At 52.9% G+C, this 18,775-nt stretch carries 16 protein-coding genes; 12 read left to right on the top strand and 4 right to left on the bottom strand.

The genetic code is table 11. From position 1 onward, the window contains the following. Positions 1–119 precede the first annotated feature (119 nt). The 4 genes from FHW66_RS19500 (at position 120) to FHW66_RS19485 (ending at position 3,532) form a co-directional block, all read left to right on the top strand. Positions 120–977 (top strand): CPBP family intramembrane glutamic endopeptidase, encoded by an 858-nt coding sequence (locus tag FHW66_RS19500; RefSeq protein WP_183381501.1) that lies wholly within the window; start codon positions 120–122, stop codon positions 975–977. 283 nt (positions 978–1,260) lie between these two features. After that, a complete protein-coding gene (locus tag FHW66_RS19495) occupies positions 1,261–1,881 on the top strand; it encodes a hypothetical protein (protein WP_183381500.1) in 621 nt (206 codons plus the stop codon). 330 nt (positions 1,882–2,211) lie between these two features. Next, positions 2,212–2,961, top strand: coding sequence for a DUF2145 domain-containing protein (locus FHW66_RS19490; RefSeq protein WP_370543504.1), 750 nt, complete (start codon positions 2,212–2,214; stop codon positions 2,959–2,961). 127 nt (positions 2,962–3,088) lie between these two features. Beyond that, positions 3,089–3,532, top strand: coding sequence for a hypothetical protein (locus FHW66_RS19485; RefSeq protein WP_183381498.1), 444 nt, complete (start codon positions 3,089–3,091; stop codon positions 3,530–3,532). A gap of 517 nt (positions 3,533–4,049) precedes the next feature. Here FHW66_RS19485 and FHW66_RS19480 read toward each other — a convergent pair. Continuing rightward, positions 4,050–5,975: a methyl-accepting chemotaxis protein gene (locus FHW66_RS19480; RefSeq protein WP_255459078.1), complete on the bottom strand. Its 1,926-nt coding sequence runs from the start codon at positions 5,973–5,975 to the stop codon at positions 4,050–4,052. A gap of 297 nt (positions 5,976–6,272) precedes the next feature. On the opposite strand from FHW66_RS19480, the gene FHW66_RS19475 reads away from it, so the two are divergent. From FHW66_RS19475 to FHW66_RS19465, 3 genes are all read left to right on the top strand, one after another. Then, entirely contained in the window at positions 6,273–7,352 is a 1,080-nt protein-coding gene (locus FHW66_RS19475; protein ID WP_183381497.1) for a low specificity L-threonine aldolase, read from the top strand. Beyond that, the gene (locus FHW66_RS19470; protein ID WP_183381496.1) at positions 7,349–7,987 is read left to right on the top strand and encodes an alanyl-tRNA editing protein; all 639 of its coding nucleotides are present in this window, start codon (positions 7,349–7,351) and stop codon (positions 7,985–7,987) included. The genes FHW66_RS19475 and FHW66_RS19470 overlap by 4 nt, the downstream gene beginning before the upstream one ends. Positions 7,988–8,090: 103 nt before the next feature. Beyond that, positions 8,091–8,912: an AraC family transcriptional regulator gene (locus tag FHW66_RS19465; RefSeq protein ID WP_183381495.1), complete on the top strand. Its 822-nt coding sequence runs from the start codon at positions 8,091–8,093 to the stop codon at positions 8,910–8,912. Between the two features lie 9 nt (positions 8,913–8,921). On the opposite strand, the gene FHW66_RS19460 is transcribed toward FHW66_RS19465, so the two are convergent. After that, positions 8,922–9,899: an aliphatic sulfonate ABC transporter substrate-binding protein gene (locus tag FHW66_RS19460; protein WP_183381494.1), complete on the bottom strand. Its 978-nt coding sequence runs from the start codon at positions 9,897–9,899 to the stop codon at positions 8,922–8,924. 456 nt (positions 9,900–10,355) lie between these two features. Here FHW66_RS19460 and FHW66_RS19455 point away from each other — a divergent pair, with 456 nt between their 5' ends. The 3 genes from FHW66_RS19455 (at position 10,356) to FHW66_RS19445 (ending at position 13,522) form a co-directional block, all read left to right on the top strand. After that, a complete protein-coding gene (locus FHW66_RS19455; RefSeq protein ID WP_183381493.1) occupies positions 10,356–11,759 on the top strand; it encodes an NAD-dependent succinate-semialdehyde dehydrogenase in 1,404 nt (467 codons plus the stop codon). Positions 11,760–11,820: 61 nt separating this feature from the next. Then, a complete protein-coding gene (locus FHW66_RS19450; RefSeq protein WP_183381492.1) occupies positions 11,821–12,930 on the top strand; it encodes an alkene reductase in 1,110 nt (369 codons plus the stop codon). Positions 12,931–13,117: 187 nt separating this feature from the next. Continuing rightward, positions 13,118–13,522 (top strand): LysR substrate-binding domain-containing protein, encoded by a 405-nt coding sequence (locus FHW66_RS19445; protein WP_183381491.1) that lies wholly within the window; start codon positions 13,118–13,120, stop codon positions 13,520–13,522. A gap of 32 nt (positions 13,523–13,554) precedes the next feature. Here FHW66_RS19445 and FHW66_RS19440 read toward each other — a convergent pair whose 3' ends face one another. Further along, positions 13,555–14,712, bottom strand: a complete 1,158-nt coding sequence (locus tag FHW66_RS19440; protein ID WP_183381490.1) for an iron-containing alcohol dehydrogenase — start codon at positions 14,710–14,712, stop codon at positions 13,555–13,557. A gap of 175 nt (positions 14,713–14,887) precedes the next feature. On the opposite strand from FHW66_RS19440, the gene FHW66_RS19435 reads away from it, so the two are divergent. Continuing rightward, positions 14,888–15,781: a LysR family transcriptional regulator gene (locus FHW66_RS19435; protein ID WP_183381489.1), complete on the top strand. Its 894-nt coding sequence runs from the start codon at positions 14,888–14,890 to the stop codon at positions 15,779–15,781. Between the two features lie 515 nt (positions 15,782–16,296). Here the strand turns inward: FHW66_RS19435 and FHW66_RS19430 are convergent. Beyond that, positions 16,297–17,217, bottom strand: a complete 921-nt coding sequence (locus tag FHW66_RS19430) for a LysR family transcriptional regulator (RefSeq protein ID WP_183381488.1) — start codon at positions 17,215–17,217, stop codon at positions 16,297–16,299. A 141-nt stretch (positions 17,218–17,358) separates the two neighbouring features. Between FHW66_RS19430 and FHW66_RS19425 the strand changes: the two genes are divergently transcribed. Continuing rightward, positions 17,359–18,738 (top strand): M20 family metallopeptidase, encoded by a 1,380-nt coding sequence (locus FHW66_RS19425; protein WP_221197069.1) that lies wholly within the window; start codon positions 17,359–17,361, stop codon positions 18,736–18,738. Positions 18,739–18,775 lie beyond the last annotated feature (37 nt).

The raw sequence follows: 18,775 nt of genomic DNA, 5'->3' as shown, positions 1-18,775 counted from the left end.
GACGCCAGCTTAATTTACCAGTACGGTCACATCCTGTCTTCAGTGGAGGCTGCACAGACGTACGTCAAATGCGCAACATATTCACTGAAACCGTATATTTTGAATAGGTATCCCAACGAATGATCTTATCCATCTGCTTACTGACGCTCACTATCGCAAGTGTCTGGCTCGCACCGATCAACGTGAACAATCAGCGCCAGTTCTTAGTCTGGATACCGTTGGCACTGGTGGCCGCTGCAAGTGCGTTGTACTACCAGTTTCTGACACCAATGGGATTACTCGGCTTGGGGCTGCTGTGGTTGATTGCCTCTCGAGCAACCAGCTCGCTCCTGGCCGGATGGAAAAAATCCATCTGCATGGTACTGACCATCATGCTGGCCCTGGCATTGGCGCTGCATCGCTGGCCAGGCTTCAATAATCCCATTCTGATTTCTGCCACCCGTCTGTCAGCCGACGCCGTGCCGTTAACGCTGTATGCCAATATCGATAAGGCGGGTGCAGGATTGATTATGCTGGCTTTGTTTTGCAAACGCTGCCAGTCGTGGCGTGAACTGGCGCACACTCGTGGCGAAATCCGCTGGCTAGCCATGTGGACAATTGCTGCTGCCATGGGTGGTGCGTGCCTGCTAGATCTGATACGCCCCGAACTAAAGCTACCCGCTGTCACCGGGCTGTTTCTCTGGATCAATCTCTTTTTCACCGTGATCGCCGAAGAAGCCTTCTTTCGTGGCTTCATCCAGGGACAGCTACAGCGTTTTATGCGTAGCCAGGCTGCGTGTGTTGGCATTTCAGCGCTGTTATTCGGCCTGGCGCACCTGGCTGGTGGCTGGCGCTATGCGGCGGTGGCCACTTTGGCAGGGGTCGGCTATGCAATTGCCTTCCAGCGCACGCAGAAAATCGAAAGTTCGATCGGACTGCACCTTCTTTTGAACACCGTCCATTTCATTGGATTCACCTATCCGATGCTGAGCCAGTAGTTATGCTGTTCGATCATGATGAGCAATATTTATTATTTCATTGACAACAATGTCAACGTACCCGGTCTACACCAAAATTTAAGGTAACAGTCATCCCAGATTTCTTGCATCTTGCGTGCGACTATTGTCAAATACGCCCTGACAAAAAATTTTAGCTTGCAGTCTTAAATAAATCTGATGCGCGGCCGATATAGTGTTGAGATGATGAAAAACACCATTCGATACTTGCCCCGGAGAAAGATCGCTCAACCCGTGATCGGCGTCATCCCATGAATGTCGGTTTGTGAAACAGCAGAACAGTCTTTTGCTCCAAGGATTAAAAGATTGGGTGAGGAGGTATATTGCCGGTCAGCAGCATGCTGATGTTTATCACAAACCTACCGTTTTGGCCCGTTTTCAGGGTAGTTGGGCAGCTCGTCAAACCACTTTTGGAGTAACTGAAATGAAAAAGAATTTGCAGAAAAAAGCCGGAGTGCTTCTGGCCCTGGTTGCCATGCTCCCGTTCGCATCAAGCTTTGCGACCTCAATTTCGATCTCGGTATCGGATAGCATCAGCAGCTCTATCACATCGATCTCCAACAGCATCAGCAACAGCAGCAAGGCTGCAGTTAATGCTGCCAAGCTCGAAGGTGGCTACAAGATTACTGATGTTGCCGCCGATGACACTCGCTCCGACCGTATGAGAATTGCATTGCGTGCAGATGGCGACGACCGTACCCGTGATATTTACCTGCATATGCCAGCTGCCGATTATCAGCACAGCACCATCAGTGTCGGTCAGGTCGTCACTGCGGTACCAAAGCCATATGGCGTGGCGTTTTTTCAGGAATATGCGCAACAGCCTTTCGCGGTCGCAGTTGCCGATAACCTGCTCAACGACATCAAGCCAAAAGCAGTTTCCTGAGCACAACACAGTCTGAAATGTCCGCCGCAGGACGTCTCAGGCTACCGTGTGTTAGTGCTTCAGTTTCATGATACCTGCCGGGGTGGCATCTGACGTCATCATTGACGTCGTGCACCATATGCCGCCTCGCAGCCAGTTGTAACGGCCCTACCTATCCGCTGTTTTGCACCGCGTTCAAGCATGAAAAAAATCCTGTTTTTTGCCCAGCTAGTGTGCCTGTTGTGTGCCGGACAGGTGCATGCCGCCTCGTTTTTATTTTGTGATCGAGAGGCCAATCTCACTGCAGCAGAAAAAAACCAGGTGCTCAATTTCAGCTCGGTCGTCAAGGATGTGCTGGAAAAATCGGGAAGCGATGCCGCCATCATCTCGCGTTCAGGAACCGATTTAACCCGCTTTCATATCCGTTATTCCCACTCCGGCTTTACCCTCAAAAAAAACGAGAACACACCATGGTCGGTACGTCAGCTCTACTATGGTTGCGAAGACCAAAAGCCAAGTATTTTTGATCAGGGCCTATCCGGCTTCCTGATGACGCATGATGACAATATTCCATCCTATGTGTCCGTGCTGCTCCTGCCAAAACCAGAGACTGATGCCATGGCAAAGACTGCGCTCGATAACAAGCTCTCAGTAGAGTTGCTCGGCAATGACTACAGCGCCAATGCTTATGCTTTCTCCACTATTTATCAGAATTGCAATCAATGGGTTGCCGAGATGCTGGCCTTTGCCTGGGGCAATCTTTCCAGCAACGATGATTTTCGCAACAAAGCGCAGGCATGGCTGAAAGCAAATGCTTACAAACCCACTGATATTGATGCAAAATACAGTTATGTAGTCTGGGTTGGCCATATGATCCCCTTGCTGCACACAAAGGATCACCCTTCCGAGAATATTGACCGCAAAATCTTTCAGGTGAGTATGCCAGCGGCAATCGAGGAATTTGTCAAAAACCGGGTGGATAATGTCAGCCGGGTAGAAATGTGCCTCAAGGACAACCGGATTGTCATTCACCGCGGCTGGGACTCGATTGCTGATGGTTGTATTGCTGGACCAGAAGACGACGTATTGCCCGCCTCATAATATTTACTGCGCGTGCAGACTGATCTGAAAAAATTTTGTAATATTAGGTAGCAAGGCCTAAAGTTTTCGGATCTATTGCCGATATACAACTTAAGGCGTCATAGTAGGCGGCACAAGTGAGGGCAACATGGAAATCAGCGGTACAACTGTTTCACCGGGGGCAGGTTCAACTGATCTGAACACTGCCGGCTCGGACAGCAAGGTTGTGGCAAAGCCCGTTGCCGACGACTCCGCCAAGCCACAAGTCCAGCAGGATAAAGTCACCATCAGCGATGCGGCACGCAATGCGCAGGCGCACGATGAGCAAAAGCCTCAGTCGCCAGCTGCTGCCAGCAAGACTGCCTCCAGTCAAAAGCCGGCAAGTACGAAAGATGGTTACTCCAAAGACGGCAACGTAAAAGACACTGGTCCAAAGGATACGTCAGCGAACGCCAAGGGTTTTGTTTATGGCGCGTTAGGCCTGGAGCGCCCCGAAAAAGAAGCCGAAAATATCCCACCAGATGGTTATACCGTCGGGCGATGGATGGCAGCTGCCGTTACAGTGGGCGCGATTGTCTCCATCATTGTCTGATATCTCATTGGCGTGGTGAACAGCTTAACGCTGCTCACTTCACCACTTCCCCAATACCAACACCCCGCGTACGAGCCAAACCATCACATTGCGGTCAAGCGATGTGCTTGCATTTGAACCGTTTTATTGACGATTCAAGCAGTGGTATTAATGAAATTACCAGTAGGACCAGTCGGGGGCGATGTAGATTGCGTCGCAGGTGAGACACTATTTGCTGTCTCGTCGTTTGTCTTGGACACTGACGAGGCAGGACCAGCAGGTGTCGCCGGTTTGGTATTCAGATTGGATTGTTGAGTACGAAAAGTATCTGCTGCAGTGCTTGACGAGACAGAATTGATTGCCATGGCGGCCTCCCAAAAAAATAAACGCGAAAAATGGTGCACGCGCAATAAGTATAGGTGAGGATGCGCCGACGCCTCAATCCCAAAAATGAATTGGGATTTTTTTACAACAAATTCGATGAGTGGCGACACGACGCCAGTGCACCGCCGTCCCAGATCTCCCTACGCGCTGAAAATCAATCGTGAATGACCAAGTCTCGAGATTCTGACCGCTCACTCAAGGCGCCATTTTCGGTATCCAGCTTGAACGAGCCGACCACACGATGCAAATTGGCAGCCTGCTCCTGCATCGCTTGCGCTGCAGCTGCGGCTTGTTCTACCAAAGCCGCATTTTGCTGGGTGGCATTGTCCATTTCGGTAATGGCAAGATTCACCTGACCAATCCCCGAACTTTGCTCGACGCTAGCCGCAGCGATCTCGGACATGATATCGGCTACCTGTTTCACTGAAGTCACAATGTGCTCCATCGCCGCACCAGCCTGGTCGACCAGACTACCGCCCATTTGCACCTTGTCCACCGAATCGCTGATGAGTTCCTTGATTTCCTTGGCGGCCGCAGCAGACCGTTGGGCCAGGCTGCGCACCTCAGAGGCAACCACAGCGAACCCCCGCCCCTGCTCCCCCGCCCGCGCCGCTTCGACTGCAGCATTGAGCGCAAGAATATTGGTCTGGAAGGCAATCCCGTCAATCACCGAAATGATGTCAACAATCTTGCTCGAGCTTTCCTTGATCGAGCCCATGGTCTGCACCACTTGCCCGACCACATCACCTCCCTTGACTGCAAAATCTGATGCCGACACCACCAGTTGATTGGCCTGTTTGGCGTTATCCGCATTTTGCTGCACAGTGGAGGTCAGCTCCTCCATCGCCGATGCTGTCTCTTCCAGGCTTGATGCCTGATTTTCGGTTCGACTCGATAGATCCAGATTACCGCTTGCGATTTCCCGGGAGGCGATGGCAATCGCATCGGTGCTTTTACGTACCTCCCCGATCGTCTTGTTAAGAGACGAAACAAAACGGTTAAACGCATCTGCAAGTGCACCAATTTCATCCTTGGATTCCACCACCATGCGCTGTGTCAGGTCACCATCGCCACTGGCGATTTCACCCAGCATACCGGCGGCACGAGCGACCGGTCCGGCAATCGCACGACTGACAACGAAAATCACACACAAACCAATGCCGCCACCAATGAGGGCTGCGATGAGGGCAGAGATAATTTGCGACTGCAATACATTGCCCAATATTTCTGCCTCGGGCACCTGGGCGACGACATAAAGATTGAGCTCCGGTACAAAGGAAGCGGCTGCGATCTGCGTGCCGCCTGGCGCAGAAAAGCTTGAACTGACAAACTTCTGACCGGCCAGCAATTGGCTAGAGAGATCGCCATTGAATCCTGGCAGGTCCTTGAGAAAATGTTTGCCATCAGCCAGTTGAGGATCACGATGGATCAGTAGGCTTCCATCAGGCCGTACCAGAAAGACAGACCCCGTATTGCCAACCGTATAGCTCTTGATCGCACTAGCCATCGCATCAACCGCCACACCGACACCTGCCACACCGGCCTTGCCACCGGCAGCCTCATAGCGCACATTGATGAACATCATGAACAGGCCCGACCTGACATCCTTGTCAAGATCGATCGCATAAGATTTGCCGCCTTTGAGGAACCCATAAAACCACTGATCAGCGGGATTGGCGGGAGACAAGGTTCGATCCAGTCCTGCCTCAGTCATGTATTTACCGGTCGACCCAGAAGCCCAGATCACCGAGGCTACGCCGGTTTTACTCTTGAGCAAAGCTGCATAGCGCTTCCACGAATCCAGCCCGGCATCGCTGAGCCCATCATTTTCCCAATCCAGCAGATACGCGTTATTGGCAATAGCTTGCGTGGTGGCGAGTGGCTCGCCAATACGGCGCAAGATATCGTTACGGATTTCGCCCACAATAGCCGGCAACTCCTGATTAACCGCGCGCTCACGAATACCTCGCGTGGTCAGAATCACGCTGATGAAAGACGAAATCAGCAAGAACAATACGAGGCAAAACGCCATGCTGATCATCAGCTTTTTTTGAATCGACATCGTCTTTAACAAGTTCAACTTGGACTCCTCGCATTTGAGCGCACAGCAGGTAAATGTCTGGCCGACGGACGCTATAGCGTCAGAATCGGGTGAACATACTATAGCGTATTAATTTTTAATTAATATACGAAAGCCGGTATATCGCTGTCTCTTCGTTGCCACAATACGCTGAGAGCAAATTCAGCCATTCGCGGTAGCCAGTCAATTTTTTACAAGCACAAAGTACATTACCCCAACTAAGATGCTTTTCAAAACGGGAATCGGTCCCGTTGTCAGGAGCGTATCGTGAATTGGGTAAAGGAAGAGCTTGGCAGAATGCCAACGAAGGGATTCAGCAGCGACAACATCGCTGGTGCATCACCGGAAATTATCGAAGCCATCGTCGCCAGCAATCAGGGACAAGTCAGCTCATATGGAACCGATCAGGCCAGCGCGCGGATTGAACAACGACTTGCAGAACTGTTTGAGTGCGATGTTAGCGTCTTTCTCGTGCCAACCGGCACGGCAGCCAATGCCTTGTGCCTCAGTGTGATGTCCCCCTCCTGGGGCAACATCTACTGCCACCCGGGAAGTCATATCAACAACGATGAGTGTGGCGCCCCGGAGTTTTATACCGGGGGTGCCAAACTCGTTACGATCGATGGCGTTGCCGCAAAGATTGATACAGCAGCCTTGGCGAAAGCCGCCCGCACGAAGGTCGGCGATGTCCACTCAACTCAGCCATCCTGCGTCAGTATCACGCAGGCTACCGAATTAGGTAGCGTTTATAGCGTCGATGAAGTCCGTGCCATTGGTGATATTTGCACTTCCTCTTCACTGGGTCTGCACATGGACGGCTCACGTTTTGCCAATGCCCTCGTCCACCTGCAATGCAGCCCAGCCGACATTACCTGGAAAGCAGGTGTCAAGGCACTGTCTTTTGGCGCCACCAAAAATGGTGTCCCCGGGGCAGAAGCGATCGTACTCTTCGATCAGCGTCTCGCGACCGAACTGGCATATCGCCGTAAACGCGCAGGACATCTGTTCTCAAAAATGCGCTTTCTCACCGCCCAGATCGATGCCTATCTACAAAACGACCTCTGGTTACGTAATGCACGACAAGCCAATGCCATGGCCCAACGCCTGGTTAACGGGCTGCTGCAAATGCGCGGTGTCGATGTGATGGGGCCAAGGCAATCGAACATCGTATTTTGCCGCTTGCCGGCGGCGCTCACTGCTGGTTTGCTGGAAGCTGGTTTTCATTTTTATCATGACCGATGGGAGCCGGGAGTGGCGAGGTTTGTCACTTCCTTTGCAACGACTACTAACGATATTGATCATTTACTCTCCTGTATGCAAAACCTTGTAGCTACCCTGCCATCAGAGCAGCAGTTCAGCGTCGGAAGACAACAATGACAGAGCGTCTCTATTTCAATACAGATCAATTAAACACCTCCACCAGCGTCATCAGCTGTTCGCCAAGTGACAACGGGCAGTTTGCGGTGGTACTGCAGGCAACGCTGTTTCATCCACAAGGCGGCGGGCAACCAGCTGATGTCGGCATGATCGGTCCAGCCAATGTGCTGCATGTGCAGCAAGACGGCGAGATGGTGGTACACATGACAGATCAAGCAGTGGCAGCAGGAGAAATTTTCATCGAAGTTTCTGCAGGCCCAAGACAGCTGCATGCGCGTTTGCACTCAGCTGGCCACCTACTCGGATACTGTGGAGAGCAGTATGGCTGGAAGGCTGTCAAAGGCCACCACTGGCCGGGTGAAGCACGCGTTGTTTTCGAAGCGACGGCCACGGCACAGGCAATCGATATCGAGACTATCGCCGCACAAGCACATACCCTGCTATTGAGAAACCTGCCGAGAAAAATCATTCAGGATGAGCATCAACGCATGATCAGTTTTGGCGATTTACCTGCGACTTGCTGTGGTGGCACACACGTCGCTTCGCTGGTACAAATCGGGAAAATCAAGATAGTGAAGATCAAGCAAAAAAAGGAACTGCTATCGATTCACTATACGGTCGAAGAGTTGCCCTGACACCCCGCGTAGTGCCTTGCTATCAGTAAAATGCAGCACGATTTATACTGGATTCGTTGACCCTGAACATTAATCCTGAATACTCGTCTGCAAACTGAACGCAATGGCTTCTGAAAAGAACGATGCTGTCCACTACCAACGTAGTGCTGATATCCCCGGCCTGGTGCTGGGGACAGGCCGTTTCTCAGAGTTTCATTTTGATCGTCACTATCATCTTGATTACCATATCGGTCTGGTGACGGTTGGTGCGCAACGCCAACATTTCCAGGGCGGTAGTATCGTCGCCTCACCAGGCAGTATCGCCTTGATGCCACCTGGAGAAATTCACGATGGCATCGGTGAAGGTAATCGTCCCTACACACTCAAGACCTTTCGACTATCATCCAGTTTGCTACAGGATCTGGCGCAGGAAATCACCGGCAGCCAGCGGCAGCCAGACTTCGCTGCCGGACTGCTGGAGGATGCACGTCTGGCAAAACATCTGTTGCGCCTGCACGAAGCGATGCACTCGCCTGTGGGCATATCTGCACTGGCGATTCAGTCCGAATGGTTAGCGCAGTTACATTTTCTGTTTGCACAATCCGGCGCGATTCAACCCGGAAAGGTCGATGCGAAATTGGCACCTGCTCAGTGGCAGATGATCAAGGACTATTGCCTGGCCCACTTGTCTGAAAAAATCACGCTCGATACACTCGCCGCCCTATGCGGGCTCGGTCGCTTTCATTTCTTGCGTCAGTTCAAGCACACAGTCGGCATGACACCCCATGCCTGGCTACTGAGACTTCGACTGGAGCAAGCCTGCACTCTGCTGGCACAAGGTGTACATACACTGACCGACGTGGCGCAGAACGTCGGGTTCTACGATCAAAGTCATTTCAATCGCGCTTTCCGACACGCTTATGGCGTAGCGCCTTCCAGTTATTAAGAACTCGGCTTAAGGCTTCCAAATCCCGATATCCCCGATATTGACTTTATGCGGCAGCACACCCTGCGCAAGGAAAGCATCGGCGATACTTTGCTGCTCGCTGAGTGACGCTGCGCCAATGCTGCGCACCTCGTATGATCGTCTGCTATTCGCCAGTTCAACCGTATCGGCATCGAGTCCCCAGATTGGTGCCAGCAACTCTGCCGCCACACGCGGATTGGCCCTGACCCACTGACCGGCGCCACGCAATTCTTCAAAAACGGCATTGAGCACATCGGGATGGCCCTGCGCATAGGAAGCCGACGCCAGATAGTAGCGTTGGTAGCTGGCAATATTATTCTTGCCATCGGCGACAATGCGTACCTTACCTTGTCGTTGCGCCGTGGCGAGGAAGGGATCCCAGATCACCCACGCGTCAATGGCTCCTTTTTCAAAAGCAGCACGACCATCGGCTGGCGTCAGATAGGCTGGCTCGATATCCTTGAACTTCAGGCCCACGCTCTCCAATAGTGCAATCAACAAATAGTGCGAACCAGCAGCCTTTGTCACACCAATGCGCCGGCCTTTCAGGTCAGCGATAGTCTTGATCGGTGAATCAGCCCGTACCAGCAGCGCCTGTGCAGACGGCGATGGTGCCTCCTGCGCCAGGTAGATCAACTTTGCACCAGCGGCCAATGCAAAGACCGGTACGGTATCGGCGACGTCGGCGCTAATATCAATGTTGCCGATATTGAGCGCTTCAAGTAGCGGCAAACCGCTGGTGAATTCGTGCCAGCTGATCTTGATGCCCAATTTTCCCAGTCTTTTTTCCAGCACGCCATTGCTCTTGAGCAGAATGACCAACGTGGAGGATTTCTGGTATCCAATCCGTAAAGTTTGCTCTTCGGCGGCGTAACCAACTCCAGAGGTGAGCAGGCCCAAGCCAAGAATGCTTCGCGTCAGGGTAGACAATACGTGGCGACGCTTCTGCAGACGGCTAAACGACATAGTTTTTCTCTCACTCTGTTAGACGTAACAGAGAATTATAAAAATTTTACGGCTTCAGGTGAAATACCAATACTTGTAATGCTTATACGATCAATGATGATCAAGAAGCGCGATTCTATGCCGGGATTATTTGAAGGCTGATGGCAATGAGACCTTACTCCACCAAAGTATCCCGACCTAACTTAGCAGAATGTAAAATCTGCTGGTAGTAAAAGTACCCGCTGTTTGAGCCGCTCCATTACTAACTTGCCAAGTGCTCCATACCAAGCAGACCATCTGTCGCCTTGACACCGGCCGGGCGACCAGACCTGTCGCTGGTTACCTATATTCCCACGGCCCCTGGCAGGGAGTCAGAGTCATAGGATAACAAGACGCCTTCTTGAGATTGTCGTGATTGCCTAAAGTGACGTCAGAGCAGTTCTTGAACACTGCTCTTTCACTTCACGGAGGCATTCCATGTCGCAACTCAATACCGATCCTGCTACCAATGCAGTCTCCCGCAATCCAGCCACTGGCGAGCTAATCGCCACCTACGCATTCCAGACGCCTGGCGAGGTGGAACAACTGCTCGAGGTTAACGCCACTGCCTATAGAATGTGGCGCGCCACCCCGATGAACGAACGCGTAGCGACCTATTGCCGACTCGCTGCTGCCTTGCGCCACCATTCCGACATCCTGGCCGCTACCATCACTGCGGAAATGGGCAAGACCATTGGCGCAGCCCTGGCCGAAGTCGAAAAGTGCGCCGCCACCATCGACTGGATTGCCGAAAACGGTCCAGCCATCCTCGCTGACGAGCCTGTCACCGTCAAAAATGATGATCAGGTGCACGTCTCCTACTTGCCGATTGGCAGCATCCTCGCCGTGATGCCCTGGAACTTCCCGTTGTGGCAAGTCGTGCGCGCCGCAGGTCCGATCATGTTGTCCGGTAACGGCTTCATCCTCAAACATGCACCCAATGTGATGGGATCGGCCTATGCCCTGCAACACATGTTTGAAATCGCTGGTTTCCCGGAAGGCCTGTTCGCCAACCTCAATGCTGACAATGAGACCGTAGCCCACGTCATCAAAGACCCGCGGGTTGCCGCAATAACGCTCACAGGCAGTATGCGTGCCGGCGCCGCAGTCGCAGCACTGGCCGGCAGCACGCTCAAGAAGAGCCTGCTGGAACTTGGCGGTGCCGACGCATTTATCGTGTTATCCGATGCCAACATCGATCTAGCGGTCACCGCAGCGATCGAAGCGCGCTTCCAGAATGCCGGTCAGGTCTGCCTCGCCGCCAAGCGCTTCATCCTTGAACAACCCATCGCTGAAGAATTCACCCGTAAATTTGTCGCCGCCGCCAGCCGACTGAAGACAGGCGACCCGCTCGATCCTTTGACCACGATGGGGCCAATGGCACGCAACGATTTGCGCGACGAACTGCATCGCCAGGTCGAACGCACATTGGATGCCGGAGCGACCTTGCTGCTTGGCGGACACAAGATCGACGGCCCGGGAAATTTTTATGCACCAACGGTGCTGGTCAATGTCCGCCCCGGCATGGCCGTATTTGACGAAGAAACCTTCGGCCCGGTGGCCGCCATCACGGTCGCTGAAGACGCAGAGCACGCTATCGAACTGGCCAATACCAGCGACTACGGCCTGGGTGGCAGCCTGTGGACCAGCGATGTCGGCCGCGCGCAACGCATCGCCCGTCGCCTTGAGACAGGTGGTGTTTTCATCAACGGCTTTTCGGCATCGAACGCACGTATTCCAGTCGGCGGCGTCAAGAAGAGTGGCTATGGACGAGAGTTGTCGCATTTCGGTCTGCGCGAGTTCACCAATGCACAGGCGGTCTGGGCCAAGACCGTCGGGTAAGGTGTTGCACGTCTTCACTCGCTATCAACATCACTTATTTTTACTAATCAGGAGATTCATCATGTCAGATTTTTCTTCAAACCCCGTGCTCCAGCCAGTCACAATCGGCGGCCTGCAACTGAAAAACCGTATTGTCATGGCCCCCATGACCCGCAGCCGCTCGGACGACTTTGGCGTGCCTCCCGACTATGCTGCCGACTACTATGCCCAACGCGCAAGCGCTGGTCTGATTATCACCGAGGCCACGAATATTTCGGCCGCAGCCCGTGGCTATCCGCGCACACCTGGTATCTGGAATGCAGTGCAGATCGCAGCGTGGCAGCGTGTCACTGACGCCGTCCATCAGCGCCAGGGGAAAATTTTCCTGCAGCTATGGCACACCGGACGGATGTCGCACCCCGATATGCTGGGCGGGGCGATACCTGTCGCTGCCTCAGCCATCAAGCCGCATGGCCAGATTCGCGTACATGATGGCATGAAGGATTTCGTTACCCCGCGAGCACTACGTACCGACGAAATCCCGGCCATTGTTGAAGACTATCGGCGTGCCGCAGAAAATGCCAAGCGTGCGGGTTTTGACGGTGTTGAAGTCCACTCGGCAAATAATTATCTGCTGGAGCAATTCGTACGTGACAGCACCAATCACCGTACAGACCAGTATGGTGGATCGCTGGAAAATCGCCTGCGCTTTCCACTGGAAGTAGTCAAGGCCGTCGTTGACGTATGGGGACCGCAACGTGTCGGTATCCGTATTTCGCCAACCACTACCACTCCCGGCAACACCCCGCTTGATAGCAATACCATGCAGACCTTCAGCGTGTATATCGATGCACTGTCGACCTTGGGACTACTTTATCTCCATGAAATTGAAGGCGTAACGCAGCTCAGTCGTGACGCTGACGACGGCATCAGCTTCGCTGCCCTACGCCAACGCTTCAAGGGTGCCTACGTCGCCAACAATCAATACACGTTGGCGCTGGCCGAGAAAACTCTGGCTGCTGGCGATGCCGACCTGTTCAGCATCGGGCGGCCATTTATCGCCAATCCGGATCTGATCGAGCGGCTGCGCAACAACGCGCCGCTAGCCGACGCCCCCAAGCAATATTGGTACGGCGGCGATGCCCGAGGTTATTCTGATTGGCCTGGCATGCAGGTGCCACGGCAGCAATAATGCAACGGTCAGGCAGAACGCTGGAATCAGAAAGCAGGTTGGTTGAACAGGTCAAATTCAACGTGATCACGATGGCGAACCGCCAGCGCTTCATCGCGCTGGCCTTACAGGCCTTTGCTGTAGATAATCAAAGTAAATTGATCAAAATCCCGTAAAAAACGCCATTGCGTAAAACGAAGAGCTAGCCATGGACCGATTTTCAGAAGTGAAAGCGTTTTCACTCGTTGCCAGTACCGGTGGTTTTTCATCCGCAGCCCGACACCTGGATGACGGTAGCAATGGCCCCATCGAGGAAATCGCCGTCAGCGACAATCTGTCGATGAATAACTCCGAAATGCTACGCCGCGCTGTAGAGGATGGCTTAGGCGTTGCATTGCTTGCCGACTGGTTGATACGGGATGCAATCGAGGCCGGCATCCTGGTCAGGGTACTTGATACCTATCGCGCCAATCCTGGACCAATGGATGTGGGAGTCTATGCAATGTATCCCGCGAGTCGCCGAGGCTCTGCCAAAGTCAAAGCCTTTTTGGATCTGCCAACGCAACATTTTCACAGGACATTGGGCGATCCATCGACTTCTGCACCAAGCTGAAGTCGGATCGGATCGCCACTGTCCTGCTGGATTTACAGCGCTGCTTCGAGGATGCGACGGCTCACTGCTGGCGTGACATTTTTCTGTTCGCCAAGCGCAACCATATTGTGCTTCTCGAGTTGCTGAATCACTTTATCGAGGTCCGCTGCACCAATGTCGTATTCGCGCAGACGAGTCGGCACACCCAGACTTTCAAAGAAGCTGCGCGTGCGTCCAATGGCAGCATTGATACGCTGATTGTCGTCACCATCCTTCAGGCCCCAGACACGGTCTGCGTATTGCAGCAACTTCCCACGCTTCTCCTCGGTGCGGACTTCCATATTCGCAGGCAAGACTATTGCCAATGTGCGCGCATGATCAATCCCGTGAAGCGCAGTCAGCTCGTGACCAATCATATGGGTTGACCAGTCCTGAGGAACGCCCGCGCCAATCAGACCATTCAATGCCAGTGTTGCAGTCCACATCAAATTGGCACGAAGATCGTAGTCCCGCGTGCCACTGACAACCTGTGGGCCGATATCAATCAGGGTCTGCAACAAGCCTTCAGCGAAGCGATCCTGCACATGCGCGTTGACCGGATAGGTCAAATACTGCTCCATGACATGTGTGAAAGCGTCCACTACACCATTGGCCAACTGCCGCTCAGGCAAGGTGTAGGTTTTGGTCGGGTCAAGTATCGAGAAGCGGGGAAATACGTGAGGGCTGACAAAGAAAAGCTTGTCCTGCGTCGCAGCCCTTGTGATGACCGAGCCATCATTCATCTCGGAACCTGTCGCCGGTAGCGTCAAGACACTGCCGAAAGGAATTGCCTCGGTTATCTTGGCGCCAAATGTTTCCAGTATCTCCCAAGGATCACCTTGGTAAGGCACGGCAGCGGCGACCAACTTCGTACCATCGATGACCGAACCGCCACCGACGGCGAGCAGAAAATCCAGCTTCTCCTGTTTGATCAGCGCGACCGCTTTCATCAGGGTTTCAAAGGTCGGATTTGCTTCAATCCCGCCAAACTCAACGACCAGCCTTTGACCCAAGGCTTCGCGCACTTCGGCCAAGGTCCCCGAACGATGTGCGCTTTGACCGCCAAAGAGCACCAGCACACGTGCGTCTTGTGGCACAAGTTTATCCAACTCGGCGATCTTGTTCGCGCCGAACACGATACGGGTTGGATTATGTAACTCAAAATCCTGCATTTTCTTTCCTCTCATCCGCGAACACGACACGGTGTTCGCAAGTTCTGTTCATCAAACAAAATTCCCTGGTGCTTGTGCCAAGCCAGGTAACTGGGTTAGCAGCGAGTATAAGGAGATCAATTACGCCAATAAATGGAAATGTTATGATTTTAGAATTCCCATTTTTGGAATTGTCATGTTGAATCGACTGGAAATGCTGCGCATATTTATTACTGCAGCAGAAACACGCAGCTTCAAGGAAGCCGCTACGCGCCTGGGAATTTCGCCGCAGGCGGTGACACGTGCAGTCCAGGAACTGGAACAGTTGCATGGCGAAATGATGTTTCATCGCAATACGCGCGGGATCCGCATCACAAGTTACGGCGCCTCACTGGCCGAGCGTGCCAAGCTCAGCGTGCAACAAATGGATACCCTGTTTCATTCAGGAAGTGGGCTCGATGCGCATGAGCCGACGGGCGTGGTCCGGGTGACAGCACCGGTGATGTTGGGCCGCCAAATGCTCATGCCGGTGATTAAAGAACTTTCTGCCCGGTTGCCACAGGTGAGGGTTGAATTGCATCTGAGCGATGCCCATGCTGACGTGGTTGACGAGCGCATCGACATTGGCGTGCGCTTAGGCTCACTTCGCGATAGCCGTTTTGTAGCACGCAGAGTGACTCCCATTGGCTTTCACGTCGTTGGATCGCCTGCGCTCATTGCACGCTGCGGTATTCCGACGCAAGTCGAGCAATTACAGGAATTACCAACGACAGCGCTGCTCGATTCCACAGCGGGCAAAGCATGGCCTTGGTATTTCGCCGGTGGTGTGCAAATCGCCCCCAACGCGCCGCACTTTTCTACTAACGACAGCGATGCCGAATGTGAAGCAATTCTGGCCGGCCTCGGTTTTGGTCAGATTCCTTCGTTCCTGGCCGATGCACATATTGCGTCGGGGAGGCTGATACCGGTATTACAGAGTTTCCAGCCCGATCCGTGGGATGTATATGTGTATCGACCACAACGCGGTCCTGTACCACCGCGCATACGACTGGTGTTTGATCGCTGCGTGGAGGTGCTGGGAGCGGCCTGATCTGACCGTGATTGTACTGAGGCTGCGGCCTCATCAAGGAGAGCCAGGACAGACTGTTTCATGGAATTACTCCTATACAGTAAGCAGATAGAACAACGTGGATGGATAAAAAAAGTTAAAAGCATCCCAAGCCCAGGCGTAATCTGGCCTGGGATTCATATTTATCAATCGATCATTAGTGTGACGAGCTAACTGTAGCTTGTAGGCCCAGCGCCGATAAGATGGAAAAAATGGAAAACGCCATTGCGTAAAACGGAAAGGTGGCCACGGTAATGGGCTCATGGCGTAACGCCTTCCAGTGATCAAGAACTCGGCTTATGGCTTCCGGAACCCGATATCTTCGGCATTGACTTTACCCGGTGCCCAACCCTGCGCAAGAAAAGCACCGGCGATACCTTATTGTTCACCGAGCGCATCAGGGCCTGCGCAGACGGCGATGAAGCTTCCTTCTTCGTTATCCGAAAAGAGCAGAAAAACGACCTTGCCTTTGATTTCTTGATGAATCAACAGAACCTTTATCGTTCCGGTGGAGCACTCAACTTATCCATTGCCGCCATCTTGATTGCAAGCAAATCGACAAATCGCCGGATGTTGAAGGGCAACGTTCGCCCAGCCATGGTCAATAACTGTACATCGCGTTGCCGTAATTCCGCATTCAACAGCGCAATACTGATCAAGTCATTTTTCTGTAGCTCATACTGCTCCGACACTTTACTTGTCAGCGCGATAGCGTTCGAACGCATGACAAATTGCTGCAATGATCCTGAGTCATTGCTGGTCAACACAGCATTCAACCTCAGCCCCTCCATTTGGCAACAAAGATCCACCAGTTGTCTTTGCGTACTACCTTCTTCCCTGAGCGCCATTGGATAGGGCTGCAAATCCGCCAGCATCAGAGACTTACGTTTGCTCAGTGGATGTTGACGATGCATAAGCGCATGAATTTGCGACCTGGCGGAATATTCAACTTGCACACCTTCACTCGGTTTCGTACTGAACGTGATCCCCAAATCCACATCACCATCCTTGACCATGCCAATGACGATCTTGGGAACGGCGACATTTAATACAAAACAAGCCTTGGGATACGCCTCTCGGAATTCGCTCATGACATGCGGCAAGAAATTACGCGCCACGCCTTCCGTAGAGGCAACCGAGATCGGACGTCCTCCATCAGTTGACGACTCCTGAATCTCGGACAGGACGCGCTCCCGCTCGAGATGTTCACGTCTGGCATGAGACGCAAGCACCTCTCCTGCCGGACTCAGCACCATGCCAGTGGGCAAACGTTCGAACAATTGCGCACCCACTTCTTGTTCCAGATTGGCAATTTGCCGACTGATCGCAGAGGGGGCAATGTGCAGTCTTTCGGACGCTCGCCCCAAGGAACCGGCGCGAGCGACTTCAAGGAAATAACGTAGTGCTGTGTTATGCATGTCCGACTCCGAAAAGCATTCTAATATTTAGAATAAGTTCTTCTTAATATAGCAATTTTAAAGAACACCCACTAGTACTAGACTTGCTTGCACCAACGTCACCTCAGTAATTATGGAGAAATTGTGAATAAAGCAATAGCAATGGAGAGTGCAAAAAAGCACTACGCCAATGGGCAGTTGCAAGCCGAGATTGCACGACGGGTTTCGTACAGAACAGAAAGCCAGGCATCGGAACAGGCAGCACAGTTGCACGTCTATCTGAAGCTAGAATTGGAAGCAGTGCTCAGCCGCATGGGCTTCACTTGCCTCATCGTAGACAATCCGCTCTCCGGAAAACCACCCCTCCTTTTCGCCGAACGTCACGAAGGTGACGATTTGCTCACCGTACTTACCTACGGCCACGGCGATGTCGTGCGTGGCTATGACGATCAATGGAGCGACGGTCTCAATCCATGGAAACTCAACGTCCAGGGCGACAAATGGTATGGCCGTGGCACTGCAGACAACAAGGGCCAGCATTCGATCAATCTGGCTGCACTCGAAACCGTCATCAAGGTCCGTAACGGTCGTCTTGGGTACAACGTGAAATGCCTTTTCGAAACGGGAGAAGAAATTGGATCGCCGGGCTTGAAAAGATATTGCGAATTAAATACGCGACAACTCAAATCTGACGTCTTCATTGCCTCGGATGGTCCGCGACTGAGCGCTAGCCAGCCGACTATTTTTCTGGGCTCACGCGGATCGGTTTTGTTTGAACTGTCCATCAATCTCAGAAGTGGTGGTCTGCACTCGGGAAACTGGGGTGGCCTGATGCGCAACCCGGCGACCATACTGGCCAATGCTCTGGCGAGCATGGTCGATGGTAAAGGCCGGATTTTGATACCAGACCTCCTCCCTCCGCCGATATCACCACTGATCAAAACAACGCTTGGCAAATTGTCTATTTCGGACGCCTTGATGGGCCGCGAAATCGACAAGCACTGGGGTGAACCAGGCATGTCATCGGCTGAAAAGCTATTAGGCTGGAATTCGCTCGAAGTGTTGGCGTTCACCTCCGGCAACCCCGCCAACCCGGTCAATGCGATTCCCCCTAATGCCAAAGCCTTTTGCCAACTTCGCTTTGTCGTCGACACCCGCTGGGAAGAACTGAAAGCCATCCTGAGAAAACATCTGGATGCACATGGCTTCGAGTCTGTCGATGTGAAGGTACAACGAGGTACCGCCGCGACCCGGCTCAATCCTGACAATGTCTGGGTACGATGGGCGGAGCAATCGATGAAGTCAGTATTGGACCGAGAAATTGCAATCTTGCCCAATCTTGGCGGAACCTTGCCGAACGACGTATTTGCCAATGTATTGGGTTTGCCTACCTTATGGATACCTCATTCTTACCCAGGTTGCGCCCAACATGCGGCTAACGAACACATGTTGGCATCGATCGCCGATGAAGGGATGCAGATCATGACCAGCTTGTTCTGGGATCTGGGTGAGCTTACCCCTGAGCAGATGCATCAATCCTGAGTTCATTCATGCATTCGTTGCGGGATTGAGACACCCC

It is taken from the genome of Herbaspirillum sp. Sphag64 (genome assembly GCF_014192645.1).
Lineage (GTDB): Bacteria > Pseudomonadota > Gammaproteobacteria > Burkholderiales > Burkholderiaceae_D > Herbaspirillum.
The sequence above is the reverse complement of the archived record's forward strand: the minus strand, read 5'-3'. Positions and strand labels throughout refer to the sequence as shown.